Here is a 16,391-nt window from a genome sequence, read left to right as displayed (position 1 = left end):
GGGGCACGGCAATCGAATCCTATGTACGGGAATCGGGGTACAAGGACGAAACCGGCGAGATTCACGTGCGGGAACCTGACCACAGTGGCGCGCCGGCAGGCACGTCCGTTCCCTCACGGCAGGACAGAATCGAAAACTTCCCGCGCCGGTATTACCCGGATCGGGTGCAAAGGGACTCTCTCAGCCTGGCACTGCGCGACTCGCCGCGCATCGACTTGCAAACGCACATCAACGTGCAAAGCACCCCTGTTTCGTCTAAGCCCATTAAATCACAAAACCGCCGCCAGCCGCAATTCGTTGCTTTGGCACAATGTCGCGCAATCGCCGCTGCCGGAGCGCGCGCCACCGCATGCCTTAAGCCGGAATTAAGCGGTAGTCGGAACAATCCGCACTGGCACGAGTCAGTCACCGTCGCGTCGTTCGCGTCGTTCGCGTCGTTCGCGTCGTTCGCGTCGTTCGCGTCGTTCGCGTCGTTCGCGTCGTTCGCGTCGTTCGCGTCGTTCGCGTCGTTCGCGTCGTTCGCGTCGTTCGCGTCGTTCGCGTCGTTCGCGACAGTGCAACGCACCGGCGCGCCGGTGAATGGACCGATTTGAGGAACCCTACAGTTGAGGAACCCTATGAGTCAACCCGCATCGGGCAACAACGAACGTATTACCACGTGGAGCCTGATCAAGCCGTATTGGGTGTCGGACGAAAAGTGGATCGCCTGGGGACTGCTCGCGCTCGTGGTCGCGATTAACATGACCATGGTGGCGGTCAACGCGTGGTTCAACACATGGCAGCGCGTGTTCTTCGACTCGATCCAGCAGTACAACTATCCGGTGTTCAAGCACTCGCTGCTGCAATTTACCGCGATCGCGATGGCGATGATCTTGCTCGGCTCGTACCGCACATACTTCCGGCAGATGCTCGAATTCCGCTGGCGCCAGTGGCTCACCACGCAGTACATGCACGCGTGGCTGTCGGGCCGCGCGTACTATCGAATCGAGCGCGACAAGCTTGCCGATAACCCGGACCAGCGGGTTTCAGTGGACCTACAGGAACTGGCGAGCACGACGCTGGCGCTCTCGCTGGATTTCCTATCCACGTCCGTCACATTGCTGTGGTTCAGCCATGTCCTGTGGCAGTTGGCCGGCCCACTCAGCTTCACCGTGTTCGGCACCGATGTGACAATACCTGGCTACATGGTGTGGACCGCCCTGCTCTACGCGGTAATCGGCTCGTACATCACGCATCGCGTCAACCATCCGCTCGTGTCGATCAACTACCAACAACAACGGGTCGAAGCGGACTTTCGTTTCTCGTTGATCCGGTTGCGCGAGAATGCGGACCAGATTGCCCTGTACGAAGGCGAGCGCACCGAGGAGAAAGCGCTGCAAGGCGTCTTCGGGCACATTCGCGACAATTGGCGGATGATCATGCGCTATACGCGGCGTCTGAACATTGTCGTGGTCAGCTATTCGCAACTGGCCATCGTGTTCCCGTTCATCGCCGCCGCGCCGAAATACTTCGAGAAGGCGGTCAGCTACGGCGGTTATCAGCAGACAATTGGCGCGTTCGGCACCGTCAGCAACGCGTTCTCATGGTTCATCAGCAGCTATTCGACACTGGCCGCATGGCGCGCCGTGATTAACCGGCTCAAGGAATTCCAGCGCATCATGGCGCAGCCGCAGTTGCTCGAGTCGACGTCGCGGGCCACCGAGCACGGCGGCATTCATATGAGAATGGCCGATACGACGGTACTGCGCGTGCAGGCGCTGCGGCTGTTGCGCCCGGATGGCACGCCGCTGTCGACGATTGGCTCGTTTGTAATCGCGCCCGGCTCGCGGGTGCTCGTACGAGGCGCGTCGGGCTCCGGCAAGAGCACACTGCTGCGTTCGCTGGCCGGCCTGTGGCCATTTGGCAGCGGCACCATCGAGATGCCCGTCAACGCACGCGTGATGTTCGTGCCGCAGAAAAGCTACGTGCCGATCGGCACGCTCAAGGGCGCGCTGTGCTATCCGGCAACGGCCGACGCGTTCACCGACGCGGACTGTGCCGACGTGCTGCGCGCCTGCCGGCTGGGCGAACGAGTCGATCAGCTCAACGTGAGCGACCATTGGGAGCGCGTGCTGTCGCCCGGCGAACAGCAACGCCTGGCAATCGCCCGCGTGCTGTTGCAAAAGCCCGATTTCCTGTTCCTTGACGAGGCGACCAGCGCGCTCGACCTCGATACTGAGGCGGCGCTGTACCACGTGCTGACGCAACGTCTAGCCCACGCGGCAATCGTCAGTGTTGCGCACCGGGAGTCGGTACAAGCGATGCACGATGAGACGATCGAAGTGGTGCGCGATGACTCACGTGCGGCAGCGTGATGACGGCTGTGCCTCGCGCGCGCATAGTGCAGTCACGGCAGGCTACGCCCGGCCGGTACCGCTGCGAGCCTCGCGTAGCGTGGCCCGGCCGGCGTCAGCGTACTGCTGACCAACACCAGCGTATCAAAGGTAATCAACGGCGGCACGGGATGCACCCTCTCGAAATCGCGCGTCGACGCAGGCGGATCGCCGCGCAGCCTAGCGAGGGTCAGATGCGGCCGCAACGGCCGCGCAGCGGCGGGCACACCGGCCCGCTCCATCAGCACATCGACGCGAGCCACCCACGCGAGGAACGCCGGCGCGCTGATCAGTTCAAGCGCATACACGCGCGCCCGCTTAGCGCTAGGCAGCATCGCGGCATGCGAGGTGGGCAGCACGTCCGGCACCGGCGTCAGCGTCGGCCATTCGTTGATCAGGCACGCTTCCCCATCCGGCGTCAGCGCGCCAATGAATCGTATGGTCAGGTGAACCTGCTCGCGCGGTATCCATCTGACGCCTGCGATATGGCCGGCGCGCCATGGAGCGCGCCACGCGTCGATTGCATCGAGGGCGCCGGAATCGGGAATCAGTGCGACAAAGCAACGCTGCAGTCTGACATCCATCGACGATTCCTTACGGCAAAGCCGTCCTACTGCACACGGTAGCCGATGACGAAAAAACCGCGACGCATATAAAACGTTGCGGCTCAAACGTTGCGGCTCGTGGGCTCATCGTCGCGCAGCCCGGCTGGACCGGCGCCGGCCCGCGCACAACTTCAATTCAGCGCGGCAGCGCTGAGTCCCCCATCAGGAACGCATCCACCGCGCGCGCGCATTGGCGGCCTTCGCGTATGGCCCAGACCACCAGCGACTGCCCCCGGCGTACGTCGCCGGCAGCAAACACCTTGTCGACCGACGTGTGATACGCGCGCTCGCCGTCGGTGCCGGCCCGCACGTTGCCGCGCTGGTCCTTGTCAACGGCGAACGCATCGAGCATCGCTGCCGCCGGCTGCGTGAAGCCCATCGCAAGCAGCACCAGGTCCGCTTTCATTTCGAACTCGGAGCCGGGCACTTCCTGCATCTTGCCGTCCTTCCACTCGACGCGCGCAGCGATTAGCTTGTCGACCTTGCCGTTGCTGCCCTCGAAACGCTTGGTCGCGACCGACCAATCGCGCTCGCAACCTTCCTCGTGCGATGACGACGTGCGCAGCTTGATCGGCCAGTATGGCCACACGAGAGGCTTGTTCTCCTCGTACGGCGGCTGCGCCAGCAATTCGAACTGCGTGACGCGCTTCGCGCCGTGCCGGTTCGACGTGCCGACGCAGTCCGACCCCGTGTCTCCGCCGCCAATCACGACCACGTGCTTGCCTTTGGCGAGCAACTGATCGGCGAGCTTGTCGCCGGCGTTGACTCGGTTCTGCTGCGGCAGGAACTCCATCGCGAAATGGATGCCGGCCAACTCGCGGCCCGGCACCGGCAAGTCACGCGGCGTTTCGGCACCGCCCGCCATCACAATTGCGTCGAACTGTTCGCGCAATTCGTTTGGCGACAGAGTTTCCTTCGCCGCATGGTTGATCGACGGCGGCAAGGGCTCCTTGCCGATGAACACGCCGGTACGAAACGACACGCCTTCGGCCTCCATCTGGCGCATGCGGCGATCGATCTGCCACTTCTCCAGTTTGAAGTCGGGGATGCCGTAGCGCAGCAGGCCGCCGATCCGGTCGTTTTTCTCGAACACCGTCACCTCATGGCCGGCTCGCGCCAGCTGCTGCGCGGCGGCCAGCCCGGCAGGCCCGGACCCCACCACTGCGACCTTCTTACCGGTCTTCAGCTTGGGCACTTGGGGCGCGACCCATCCTTCGTTCCACGCCTTGTCGATAATCGCGCGCTCGATCGATTTGATGCCCACCGCATCGCTATTGATATTCAGCGTGCAGGCGGCCTCGCACGGCGCGGAACAGATCCTGCCGGTGAATTCCGGAAAATTGTTCGTCGAGTGCAGCACGTCGATCGCCTGCTTCCAGTCCTGGTGAAACACAAGGTCGTTGAAGTCCGGGATGATGTTATTCACCGGACAGCCATTGTTGCAAAACGGAATGCCGCAATCCATGCAGCGTGCGCCCTGGATCTTTGCGTCCTCATCGGTCAGCGCATGCGTGAATTCCTTCCAGTGCTTCACACGCTCCAGTGGTCGTTCATACGCCTCGTGGCGGCGTTCATATTCGAGAAAACCGGTTGCCTTGCCCATGAGCTTCTCTTAACCAATGCATATTGAGGGGAGCAGCCCGCTACACCGCGGCGGGACTATCGTGCGTTTGCTTGCCGGCGCCTCCAAAGTCGCGTCGATGCGCGAGCCATCAGGCCGCTAGGCTCGGCGCGCTCGCCGCCTTCTTCTTGGCGCCGATCTCGGCCAACGCACGCTTGTACTCGGTTGGGAACACCTTGACGAACTGACGCCGCGACGTATCCCAGTTCTCGAGCAGCGCCTTAGCGCGCGGCGATCCGGTGAACTGCAAGTGGCGCTCGATCAGCCCCTTGAGCAACGCCTCGTCGGTCTGGCCCTGATGCCACAACGCCGAATCAACCGTGCACTCCTGCTCGGCCTGCTGCAGCACCGGCTCAAGCGCGACCATCGCCTTATTGCACCGGGTCGCGAACGTGTTGTCCGGATCAAACACGTACGCGACGCCTCCCGACATGCCAGCCGCGAAGTTGCGGCCGGTCTCGCCGAGCACGACGACGGTGCCACCGGTCATGTACTCGCAACCGTGGTCGCCGGTGCCCTCAACGACCGCCGTCGCGCCGGAGTTACGCACGCAGAAACGCTCGCCCGCGACGCCCCGGAAGTACGCCTCGCCCTCGATCGCCCCATACATGACGGTGTTGCCGCAAATGATGTTTTCTTCCGACTTGCCGCGGAAGTCATTGGTCGGACGCACGATGATGCGTCCACCCGAGAGCCCCTTGCCCACATAGTCGTTACCGTCGCCGACCAAGTCCAGCGTGATGCCGTGCGCCAGGAACGCGCCGAAACTTTGCCCCGCTGTCCCCTTAAATTGGATGTGGATCGTGTCGTCCGGCAGGCCATCGTGCCCATACTTGCGCGCGATCACCCCCGAGAGCATCGCGCCGACCGTGCGATTCACGTTGCGCACCGGCTGGATAAACGACACATGCTCGCCTCTGTCGATCGCCGCCTTCGCCTTGTCGATCAACACATGATCCAATGCCCGATCCAAGCCATGGTCCTGCGTATCGACGTGTCGGCGCGCCACCTCGGCGTCTGTTTCAGGCACATGGAAGATCCGCGAGAAATCGAGCCCGCGCGCCTTCCAATGCTCGATGCCCTTTCTCGTGTCGAGCAAGTCGGCCCGCCCGACCAGTTCGTCAAAGCGGCGCATCCCGAGTTGCGCCATGATTTCGCGCACTTCCTCGGCCACGAAGAAAAAGAAGTTCACCACGTGCTCGGGCTGGCCCTGGAACTTCGCGCGCAGCACCGGGTCCTGCGTCGCGACGCCCACGGGGCACGTGTTTAGATGGCACTTGCGCATCATGATGCAGCCTTCGACGACCAACGGCGCTGTCGCAAAGCCGAACTCGTCGGCGCCCAACAGCGCGCCGATCACAACGTCGCGCCCGGTCTTCATCTGCCCGTCAGCCTGCACGCGGATCCGGCCGCGCAACTTGTTGAGCACCAGCGTCTGCTGCGTCTCGGCCAGACCCAACTCCCACGGCGTGCCAGCGTGCTTGATCGACGACAGCGGCGATGCGCCCGTGCCGCCATCGTGGCCCGCGATCACGACGTGGTCGGCCTTGGCCTTGGCCACGCCCGCCGCCACCGTGCCCACACCGACTTCAGAGACAAGCTTTACCGATACGCCGGCACTCGGGTTGGCGTTCTTCAGGTCGTGGATCAGCTGCGCGAGGTCCTCGATCGAATAGATATCGTGGTGCGGCGGCGGGGAAATCAGGCCGACGCCTGGCACGGAATAGCGCAGCTTGCCGATGTACGCCGACACCTTGTGTCCGGGCAGCTGGCCCCCTTCGCCCGGCTTGGCGCCCTGAGCCATCTTGATCTGGATCTGGTCGGCCGAACTCAGGTACTCGGCGGTCACGCCGAAACGGCCCGATGCGACCTGCTTGATCTTCGAGCGCAGCGAATCGCCGTCGCGCAACGCAATATCGACGACGACCGCCTCTTCACCCATGATCGAGCCGAGCGTATCCCCGTTTTTGATCGGGATGCCACGCAACTCATTGCGGTAACGGCGCTCGTCCTCGCCGCCTTCGCCGGTGTTGGACTTGCCACCGATGCGGTTCATCGCGATCGCCAGCGTCGCATGTGCCTCGGTACTGATCGAGCCCAGCGACATCGCACCGGTTGCAAAGCGCTTGACGATCTCCTTAGCCGGCTCGACTTCATCGAGCGCAATGGCCTTGGCCGGATCGACCTTGAACTCGAACAGGCCACGCAACGTCATATGACGGCGAGTCTGGTCGTTGATGATGTGCGCGTACGCCTTGTAGGTCTGGTACGAGTTGCTACGTGCCGAATGCTGCAGCTTTGCAATCGCATCGGGCGTCCACATGTGGTCTTCGCCACGCACGCGGTACGCGTACTCACCGCCGGCGTCAAGCATCGTCGCCAGGACCGGGTTGTCGCCGAAAGCATCGCGATGCAGGCGGATCGCCTCTTGCGCCACGTCGAACAAACCAATGCCGCCAACGTTGGATGCGGTGCCCTTGAAGTACTTGGCGACCAGTTCGCTGGACAAGCCCACCGCCTCGAAGATCTGCGCGCCGGTGTACGACATGTAGGTTGAGATGCCCATCTTCGACATGACCTTCTGCAGGCCCTTGCCGACCGCCTTCGTGAAGTTTTCAATAGCCTTGTCTGCCGACAGCGCACCCGGCAGGCCGTTGGACATCGCCACCAGCGTCTCGAGCGCCAGATAAGGGTGCACCGCCTCGGCGCCATAGCCGGCGAGCAGCGCGAAGTGATGAACCTCGCGCGCGGAACCGGTCTCGACCACCAGGCCCGTGCTCGTGCGCAACCCATGCGCCACCAGGTGGCTATGAATCGCCGAGGTCGCGAGCAACGCCGGGATCGCGACATTGTCCCGGTCGGTCTTGCGATCCGATACGATCAAAATGTTGTAGCCGGAGCGCACAGCATCGACTGCCTCAGCACACAGCGACGCCAGGCGCGCCTCGATACCGGCCTTGCCCCACGCGACCGGATAGCAAATAGTCAATTCGTAAGAACTGAACTTGCCGCCGGTGTACTCGCCGATTGCGCGGATCTTTGCGATATCCTTGAAGTCGAGCACTGGCTGCGATACTTCTAGCCGCATCGGCGGGTTGATGTTGTTCGTATCGAGCAGGTTCGGCTTCGGTCCGATGAACGATACCAATGACATCACTAGGTTCTCGCGAATTGGGTCAATCGGCGGATTCGTGACCTGCGCGAACAACTGCTTGAAGTAGTGGTACAGCGTCTTGTTCTTGTTCGACATCACCGCGAGTGGCGAGTCATTGCCCATCGAGCCGATCGCCTCTTCGCCGGCTTGCGCCATCGGCGCCATCAGAAACTTGATGTCCTCCTGCGTGTAGCCGAACGCCTGCTGCCGGTCCAGCAACGCCGGCGCGGCCTGCGGCTCAGCCACCACCGCGACGTCCTGCGGCTTCGGCTCGATTTCGTCCAACTTGATGCGCACCGCGTCGATCCAGCTCTTGTACGGCTTCGCGTTCGCTAAATTGTCCTTCAGTTCCTTATCATCGATGATGCGGCCGTGCTCCATGTCGATAAGAAACATCTTGCCCGGCTGCAGGCGCCACTTCTTAACGATCTTGGACTCGGGAATCGGCAGCACGCCCGCCTCGGACGCCATGATCACCATGTCATCGTCGGTGATGAGGTAGCGCGCCGGACGCAAGCCGTTGCGATCCAGTGTCGCGCCGATCTGGCGACCGTCGGTGAACGCGATCGCCGCCGGACCGTCCCACGGCTCCATCATCGCCGCGTGATATTCGTAGAACGCACGGCGGTTCTCATCCATCAGCGCGTGCTGCTCCCACGCCTCCGGAATCATCATCATCACCGCGTGAGCCAGCGGATAGCCCGCCATCACCAGCAATTCAAGGCAGTTGTCAAACGAGGCCGTATCGGACTGGCCCGGGTAGATTAGCGGCCACAGCTTGTGCAGATCATTGCCGAGCACGTGGCTCGCGATGGCCCCGGTGCGCGCGTTCAACCAGTTGACGTTGCCTTTGACCGTGTTGATTTCGCCGTTGTGCGCGATCAACCGGTACGGGTGCGCCAACTCCCACGCCGGGAACGTATTGGTCGAGAAACGCTGGTGCACCAACGCAAGCGCCGACATGACTCGCGCGTCTTGCAAGTCGCGATAGTAGATCCCCACCTGCTTCGCGAGCAGCAGCCCCTTGTAGACAACCGTGCGCGCCGACATCGACGGCACGAAATACTCCTTGCCATGCTTGAGCTTGAGCGCCTGGATACGGTGGCTGGCCGTCTTGCGGATCACGTACAGCTTGCGCTCGAGCGCGTCGGTGACCATGATGTCCTTGCCGCGACCGATGAAAATCTGGCGAATCACCGGCTCGCTGGCCTTCACCATCGGAGACATGTCCATCGTGCCATCGACTGGCACGTCGCGCCAGCCGAGTACCACTTGTCCCTCGGCTTTGACCGTGCGCTCGAGTTCCTGCTCGCACGCCAGGCGCGATGCGTGCTCCTTAGGCAGAAAAATCATGCCAACGCCGTACTCGCCCAACGGCGGCAACGTCACACCCTGCCGCGCCATCTCCTCGCGATAGAACGCATCCGGAATTTGGATCAAGATGCCGGCGCCGTCGCCCATCAGCGGATCCGCGCCCACCGCGCCGCGGTGATCCAGGTTATCGAGAATTTTCAGGCCCTGCTCCACGATTGCATGGCTTTTGCGGCCCTTGATGTGCGCGACAAAACCGACGCCACACGCGTCATGTTCGTTTTCTGGCGCGTACAAGCCTTGTGCTTCGGGCAAGCCCTGGCCGACGACGGTCGATTGTGTTGCGTCTTTCATAGGGACACCGTAATTGTGATTGGGTGCAAACGGCCTGGAAAACTCGCGCTTAAACGCTGCGTCGCGGGCGCTGCAAAGTCTTCAGCGCATGTCGCGCTGGATCAAACAGCAGTCGCAACTGGTGAACACGGAAACGATAAATCAGCTGGAAATTCGGAATATACGCGACGAATCAATAGGATGCCAAGAAAAATCGATTGATATGTCCCCCATAATATTTATCACTATTTTTTGTCCCTAAAAATTGGTTCCATATCAATGGAAGGGGTGTGCAAAGAGTACCCCTGGCGTGCCTGCTTTACACGATCAAGACGGCGTCCATGGCAATCGAAACGCACCACGCTTGCCCAGTCCGTTTCGTACTCGATGCATCATTGCGGAGGCCCGTGCGTCACGCGGCCGGCCCTGGGCTACCATGCCGCCCGATGAGGAACTTCCGCAGGGGTGGCTGCCCAATGCAGGGGGTTGGAGAGAGATGCTGGAGAGAGATGCTGGAGAGAGATGCTGGAGAGAGATGCTGGAGAGAGATGCTGGAGAGAGATGCTGGAGAGAGATGCTGGAGAGAGATGCTGGAGAGAGATGCTGGAGAGGGAATGCCGGAGAGGGAATGCCGGAGGGAGCGACTTCTCGATGTGGACCGCCCTATGTAGGCCACCCGATGTAGGACCGCCCGACAGGGGGACTACTCGATATGGAGATATCGAATGTAACGCCGCCAGGGAAGCCACCGGTAGCCAATAAGGGGGTTCGGTGGGGCCGCCGCTGACAGGGATGTCCTACGTTGAAGTGGGATGATCGGTTTCCGAATCGCCATTGGTCGGTCCCTCCCCCGATGCCCGTGCCGAAGCGCCATCGCCCCTCGTGCCCGTGTCAGCGGCATCAAGGCCAGTCGTGGCCCGCCCCGCCTGCACACTCTGTGCGGACGGATCATTGCCCGGCCCTGCCTCACCTGAGCGGCCTGCCTCCGACGACGGCACATCGCCTGACGGGCGCGCAGCAGCCGAGGCATCGCCTTCGGCCTCTGCACCAGGCGACTGCACACCGGCCGGCCCCTGATCATCGTCGGCCCGCGTCTTGCGAGGACGCCCACGCGGCAATGGCGACACGCGGCGGTTCGCCTGCCGGGCCGCCCAGTCGCGCCAACTTTCGCTTCCCAACACCCAGCCCTTGAGCGTGGCCTGCTGCAGTTCATTGACCGCATTTTCATCCAACGCTTGCTCACACAACTCTTTATAGGCGTGCTGGCGCTCGAACGGCGTATTGCCCAGCGCCCAATACAACGGATGATCGGTAATCAGCGGATCGAGTGCGAGGCCAACATGGTGTCGATAGCTAGACCACTGATACGCATCGACAGAAGAAACGAGGCGCTCGCGCACCGGACTAAGCTCCACCAGCCGGCTGCCCAGCATGAAATACCGGTCTGCTTCGATCACCGTGGCACGGTAGCGCCCTTCCCACAGCGTACCGCGTCGTCCATAGCGACGGTTGAAGTGCGCGACGTAGCGCCTACCCACGGCCTGCATCGCCTTGGGAAGACTGGACTCCTCGCGCGGCGTCGCCAGCAACTGCACCGCCGACGGCATCAGGACGTACGCGTGGACCGCAAGCCGGTGGTCGCGTGATGCCGTTTTCAAGCACTCGACAAACAGCGCATAATCCTCGTCATCGACGAAAGCAGGCTGATGATCGATGCCTCGCAGAATCACGTGCTGCGGCTGGTCGGGGACATAAAGACGTGCTAACCGGGCCATTGCAGGAATTTCCGTTTAGATCACATTTAAAGTATATCCGCAGGAGTCAATCATCCCGCGGCACTCGCGCACGACGCGGCGTGCAAAGCCAACTGCGTCCCAGCTTTAGGGAAAATGCTTAATGCAAGACTATGGCTCGTTTGAAACGTTGTCTGCATAATGGGCAAGCTTTAAAAAAATGGAGAAGCACAGTGCAATTAATACGCGTCATCAAGGCCATCCCGAGGTTCGCGGCCATCGCCTGCTGCTTCAACCAGGCACATGCTCAAACGGCTGGCAGCGTCTACATGGCAGCCGGATGGTTCCATCTAGCGCCGCAAGACAGCAGCGACGTACTGAGAACCACGAACATCGGCGGCTCCCCCGTCAATATTGCGGTCCCTGGGTCGAGCGCCAGTATCGGCTCCTCCAATACTCTCGGCTTCTCCACAGGGTACTTCATCACCGACAACTTCGTCGTCCAAGCCGATGCGGGCATTCCGCCCAAATTCGACCTGCGCGGCGGCGGCACTCTCGCCTCGTACGGCAAACTCGGAGAGGCGCGACAATGGAGTCCTGCGCTCATCTTCAAATACTACTTCCGCAATGCGGATGCTACGTTTCGTCCGTTCGTCGGAATCGGCGTGAGCTATATCTGGTTCACCAACGCGCGGATCAAGAATCCGACGTTCGTGTCACAGCAGTTGCATGGTCCGGCCTCTGTGGACGTAGACAGCGCCTGGGCCCCGGTGTTCAACGCCGGTTTCGCGTACAACTTTAACAAGCACATTTTCGCCAGCTTTTCCGTGTCGTTCCTTCCATTCTCAACCGATGCTAAGCTGCATACCGTCGCGCTAACACCGGTCGGCATGCGTAACGTCACGAGCCACGCGCACATCAAGCTGAATCCGCTCGTCACGCTTCTAAACGTCGGTTACCGCTTCTGACACCCGACGCGCCGGGGAGCTGCCGTGCTAGCCTCTTCCGTGCCGAGAGCAGCGCTTGCAGCTGTACCGCCCGCTTTGGCCCATGCAATACAAGCCTGCATGGCACCTGCCTTGCCCCGCGCGTCGTTTAAATGCGTGACACCGCCTTAGCTCGCGCGCCGTCTACTTTCGTGACGCCCGCCTTGGCCAGCAGCGCAGCTATCGCCAGCCTTGACCGGCACGACGCCAACAATCTCCGGGTTGGCCTGCAATGTGCTTTACTATGGCGGCACCGACAGCCGCATTGCGCAATGCCACCGCCATCGAGAACCAAATTGCGGATTGCAGGACCAACCTGAAGCGGCGCATTGACGCTCGCATGCCGCACTGCCGCTGTTTAGTGGTTCCACGCACGTCGCGTGCCACGACAAGTTGTTTTTTTGCAACACCGTCGAACATTCGACAATACTGGAGGAAGCTGTAATGGCAAATTTGGAAAATACCCGCCAGGCGCTAGGGGATTCGTTCGACAGGGCCGGCCGCCGCGCGCGGCGTATCGCACACCATGGGCGCCATGCCGTGCAGGACGTCGGCACCGAAGTACGTGAGCTGTTGTCCGAATTGGAAAATACGCTAACTGACAGTACTCAAGCCGATGCCGAGGTTTTGCGCCAGCAACTGCGGGACAAGATCGAAGCTGCGCGCTCGCGCTTGGAGGATACCCAAGAGAACGTAAAACGCCGCGCGCAGGCTGCCTGGGGCGATGCGGATGAATATGTCCATGAACGTCCATGGCAGGCCGTTGCTGCAGCCGCCGGCGCGGCGTTACTGCTGGGCTTGTTGCTGGGCCGCGCTTAACGACGCTCCGCGCCGAGACGCGGCGCACATACCTAGCGCCGGTCTGCGGCGCCCCGAGCTGTCCTGTGTGTGTCCCGACAGCGTCCGAGGCTGTTGAGTCGGCTTTGACCCAGGGTTCCTCGCCCGCCGCGCCGTTAGCGGCGCGGCATCGCGACACTGACGCAGCACCACATTGACGGACCGATATTTCCACCGCTGGGCGGCGTACCCTTCGCGGGACCAAACGTCTTATTTAGTACAGCATCCTCCTACGGTGTACGAATTACCGACTCGCCGTAGAGGACTTACCATGCATAGCGTGGCGCAAGCGCGTCACCCTAGCCAAAGAAGTCCGCGCCGATCAAGTCGATGCGGTCTGTGCAGATCGTATCGACTCCCCACTCGACAAGTTCTCGGGCGCGTTCTGGCGTATTGACGGTGTAGGCCAGGATACGCAAGCCGGCTTCGCTGATCTGCGCAATACGCGCGGCGGTCAACTGGCGGTGGTCCACGTGCAATGAGACGCAGCCGAGCGCACGGGCGTGCTCGCGCCAGTTCACCGGCACGGCACCGACCAGCCAGCCGCGAGGCAGATGCGCCGCCGCGTCGCGCGCGCCGCACAGCGCCTCGAGGGAAAACGACGACAGCAGCGCCGGCGGCGTGGTGCCCTTCCACCATCGCGCCACTTCACCTGCCACAATGTGCCCGGTCAAGGTTTCGCGTCCCGGACACGGTTTGATTTCGACGTTGACGGCCAGGCCGAGCGCGCTACAGCACTCGCTTGCCTGCTGCAGCGTCGGCATCCATTCACCACTGAAGCGTCCGTCGAACCAGCTGCCGGCATCCAACCGGGTAATCGCCGCGTACTGTTTGCGCGCAGCAGCACCCCAGCCATCGCTGGTCCGATTCACTGTATCGTCGTGCAGCAGGAATGCCACCTCGTCGGCGGACAACTTGGCATCGAACTCAACCATCTTGAGCCCCAGCTTTGCGCCGACGCGGATTGCCGCTAATGTATTTTCCGGCGCCAGCGTACCGCCACCCCGGTGTGCGGCCACGCGCGGATAAGGCCAATTAACCACCTTGTATTCCTCGTTTGAATGAAGGTAGAAGCAGCGCAAATCGACGCGCAGGGAAAGCAAGCGTGGGCGTTTAGCCGTCGTCGATAACGAACAGGCGGCGATATTCTTTCAGCGCATACCGATCCGTCATCCCGGCGATGTAATGCGCTATGAGTCTAGCCTGCGTCGTCGAATCATCGCATTGGTAATCGGGTGGCAGCAAGCGCGGATCGTCCCGGAACGCATCGAACAACCCCACAACCACGCGACGCGCCTTGTTCGCCATGCGCATCACACGATAATGGCGATACAGGTTGTGGAACAGGAACTGTTTGAGTTCGCGCGCTTGCGCCGCGACCGCGTCACTGTGCGCGACCAACGGCGCCGATGCGCGAACCGCATCAACCGAGTCTGGCGCCGCCATCGCCAGGCGTTCAGCCGTCGCACCGATCAAATCGACGATCAACGTATTGATGATCCGCCGTATCGTCTCGTGGATTAGCCGCCGCCCCTCCAGTGTCGGATGGACCTGCTTCACCAATGCATGATGCGCACGCCACAGTTCGACCGCATCGAGTTGCTCCAGGGTCAGCAGTCCCGAGCGCAACCCATCGTCGATATCATGATTGTTGTACGCGATTTCGTCGGCAAGATTGGCAATCTGCGCCTCGATGGAAGGCTGGCGCCCGTGCAGAAAGCGTTCACCGAGCTCGCCCAGGCGCCGCGCATTGTCGCGCGAGCAGTGCTTCAAGATGCCCTCGCGGGTCTCAAAGCACAGATTCAGGCCGTTGAATCCTCCATAGTGCTCCTCCAATTCATCGACCACCGCCAGACTTTGCAAGTTATGCTCGAATCCACCGAACTCGTGCATGCATTCGTTCAGCGCATCCTGCCCGGCATGGCCAAACGGCGTATGCCCGAGATCGTGCGCCAACGAGATCGCCTCGACCAGGTCCTCGTTGACGCGCAGGTTGCGCGCCACCGAACGCGCGATCTGCGCGACTTCCAGGCTGTGGGTCAGTCGCGTGCGGAACAGGTCGCCCTCGTGATTGACGAACACCTGCGTCTTGTATTCGAGGCGCCGGAACGCCGTCGAGTGGATAATACGGTCCCGATCGCGCTGGAACTCGGTCCGGGAATCGGGCGCGGGTTCCGGATGGCGGCGCCCACGGGACAGCCGTGAAGACACCGCATACGGCGCCAGATGATCCTCGAGATCGCACAATGTCGGCATCATATGTCGACATTGACCTTCGAACGCACTCTTCACTTACCGACACTCCTTAAGCAACGACTGCGGCCGCCCTGCTTCAGCCGTCCGAACACCGGGGCGTGAACTCAGACGCTCGCCGCCAGTGTCGCGCGCACCTCAGCATCGGGCGCACCGGTGATCAGCGTGTCACCGATTCGCTTCAACAGAATGAACTTTATCGTACCGCTGTGCGCCTTCTTGTCGAGCTGCATCAGTTCGACATACCGATCCGTGCCAAGTGCCGGCGCGCGCGTGGGCAAGTGCGCTGCGCCGATCAAGCGGACCAGTCGCTCGCGCGTGGCCTCGTCCAGCAGGCCAAGCCGTACCGACAGGTCCGCGGCCATCACCATCCCACAACCGACCGCCTCGCCATGTAGCCACTGGCCATACCCGAGGCCGGCCTCGATCGCATGACCGAACGTATGGCCGAAATTCAGTATCGCGCGCAAACCTGCCTCGCGCTCGTCGGCGGCGACCACCTTCGCTTTCAACTCGCAGGAGCGCTTGACCGCCCATGCCAGCGCCGATGCATCACAACGGTTCAACGCGTCGATATTCGCTTCGATCCAGTCAAAGAATACCGGATCCGCGATAGCCGCTGTCTTAATGACTTCGGCGAGGCCGGCGGCACGCTCACGCTGCGGCAGCGTATCCAGCGTGCCGATGTCGGCGATCACCGCTTGCGGCTGGTAGAACGCACCGATCATGTTCTTGCCGAGCGGATGATTGATGCCGGTCTTGCCACCAACCGACGAATCGACCTGGGACAGCAGCGTGGTCGGCACTTGAATGAACGGCACACCCCGCATGTAGCATGCGGCGGCGAAGCCGGTCATGTCGCCGATGACACCGCCGCCCAGCGCGACCAGCGTCACCTTGCGGTCTGCATGCTGATCCAGCAACGCATCGAATATCTGGTTCAGCGTTTGCCAGTTCTTGTGCGCTTCGCCATCAGGCAGCACGATTGTCTGCACGCGCTTGCCGACGCGCTCAAGCGCTGCCCGTACCCGCGTGCCATACAGCGGCTCGACCGTGGTATTGGTCACGATGGCCACGCAGGTGCCGCGAATATGCGGCGCGAACAACGCTTCCTGGTCGATCAAGTCCGCACCAATATGGATCGGGTAGGCACGCTCGCCCAGTGCGACCTCGACATGGATCATAC

At 61.8% G+C, this 16,391-nt stretch carries 10 protein-coding genes, 1 pseudogene and 1 riboswitch; of the genes and pseudogenes, 4 read left to right on the top strand and 7 right to left on the bottom strand.

From position 1 onward, the window contains the following. Window positions 1-120 precede the first annotated feature (120 nt). A riboswitch (TPP riboswitch) is annotated at window positions 121-258 on the bottom strand. A gap of 44 nt (window positions 259-302) precedes the next feature. Both RBRH_RS19725 and RBRH_RS04670 read left to right on the top strand, forming a co-directional pair. Next, a complete protein-coding gene (locus tag RBRH_RS19725; protein WP_065757419.1) occupies window positions 303-593 on the top strand; it encodes a hypothetical protein in 291 nt (96 codons plus the stop codon). Window positions 594-617: 24 nt separating this feature from the next. Further along, complete coding sequence (locus tag RBRH_RS04670; protein WP_041753282.1) at window positions 618-2,354, top strand: ABC transporter ATP-binding protein/permease; 1,737 nt, start codon at window positions 618-620, stop codon at window positions 2,352-2,354. Between the two features lie 32 nt (window positions 2,355-2,386). Here RBRH_RS04670 and thpR read toward each other — a convergent pair whose 3' ends face one another. The 4 genes and pseudogenes from thpR to RBRH_RS04645 form a co-directional block, all read right to left on the bottom strand. Continuing rightward, on the bottom strand, window positions 2,387-2,956 hold the full coding sequence (gene thpR, locus RBRH_RS04665) for an RNA 2',3'-cyclic phosphodiesterase (RefSeq protein WP_041753280.1): 570 nt from the start codon (window positions 2,954-2,956) through the stop codon (window positions 2,387-2,389). A gap of 157 nt (window positions 2,957-3,113) precedes the next feature. Next, complete coding sequence (locus tag RBRH_RS04660; protein WP_013434840.1) at window positions 3,114-4,580, bottom strand: glutamate synthase subunit beta; 1,467 nt, start codon at window positions 4,578-4,580, stop codon at window positions 3,114-3,116. A gap of 109 nt (window positions 4,581-4,689) precedes the next feature. Then, window positions 4,690-9,417 carry a glutamate synthase-related protein gene (locus RBRH_RS04655; protein WP_013434839.1) on the bottom strand — a complete coding sequence of 1,576 codons (4,728 nt, stop codon included), beginning with the start codon at window positions 9,415-9,417 and terminating at the stop codon, window positions 4,690-4,692. Window positions 9,418-10,484: 1,067 nt separating this feature from the next. Beyond that, window positions 10,485-11,171 (bottom strand): annotated as a pseudogene (locus RBRH_RS04645) (transposase); the annotation flags it as partial. Between the two features lie 200 nt (window positions 11,172-11,371). On the opposite strand from RBRH_RS04645, the gene RBRH_RS04640 reads away from it, so the two are divergent. Together RBRH_RS04640 and RBRH_RS04630 are read left to right on the top strand one after the other, a co-directional pair. Next, entirely contained in the window at window positions 11,372-12,097 is a 726-nt protein-coding gene (locus tag RBRH_RS04640) for an OmpW/AlkL family protein (protein WP_041754156.1), read from the top strand. Window positions 12,098-12,559: 462 nt separating this feature from the next. Then, window positions 12,560-12,934, top strand: a complete 375-nt coding sequence (locus RBRH_RS04630) for an ElaB/YgaM/YqjD family protein (RefSeq protein ID WP_041753275.1) — start codon at window positions 12,560-12,562, stop codon at window positions 12,932-12,934. A gap of 317 nt (window positions 12,935-13,251) precedes the next feature. Here RBRH_RS04630 and ugpQ read toward each other — a convergent pair whose 3' ends face one another. The 3 genes from ugpQ to aroB form a co-directional block, all read right to left on the bottom strand. Then, window positions 13,252-13,995 carry a glycerophosphodiester phosphodiesterase gene (ugpQ, locus tag RBRH_RS04625; RefSeq protein WP_041754155.1) on the bottom strand — a complete coding sequence of 248 codons (744 nt, stop codon included), beginning with the start codon at window positions 13,993-13,995 and terminating at the stop codon, window positions 13,252-13,254. Between the two features lie 70 nt (window positions 13,996-14,065). Then, on the bottom strand, window positions 14,066-15,211 hold the full coding sequence (locus RBRH_RS04620) for a deoxyguanosinetriphosphate triphosphohydrolase (RefSeq protein WP_083813433.1): 1,146 nt from the start codon (window positions 15,209-15,211) through the stop codon (window positions 14,066-14,068). A gap of 101 nt (window positions 15,212-15,312) precedes the next feature. Then, entirely contained in the window at window positions 15,313-16,389 is a 1,077-nt protein-coding gene (gene aroB, locus RBRH_RS04615; protein ID WP_083813432.1) for a 3-dehydroquinate synthase, read from the bottom strand. Between the last annotated feature and the right edge of the window lie 2 nt (window positions 16,390-16,391).

This window comes from Mycetohabitans rhizoxinica HKI 454 (assembly GCF_000198775.1).
GTDB classification, from domain to species: domain Bacteria; phylum Pseudomonadota; class Gammaproteobacteria; order Burkholderiales; family Burkholderiaceae; genus Mycetohabitans; species Mycetohabitans rhizoxinica.
Note: the sequence above shows the minus strand (reverse complement) of the source record. Positions and strands in the feature narration are given on the sequence as shown.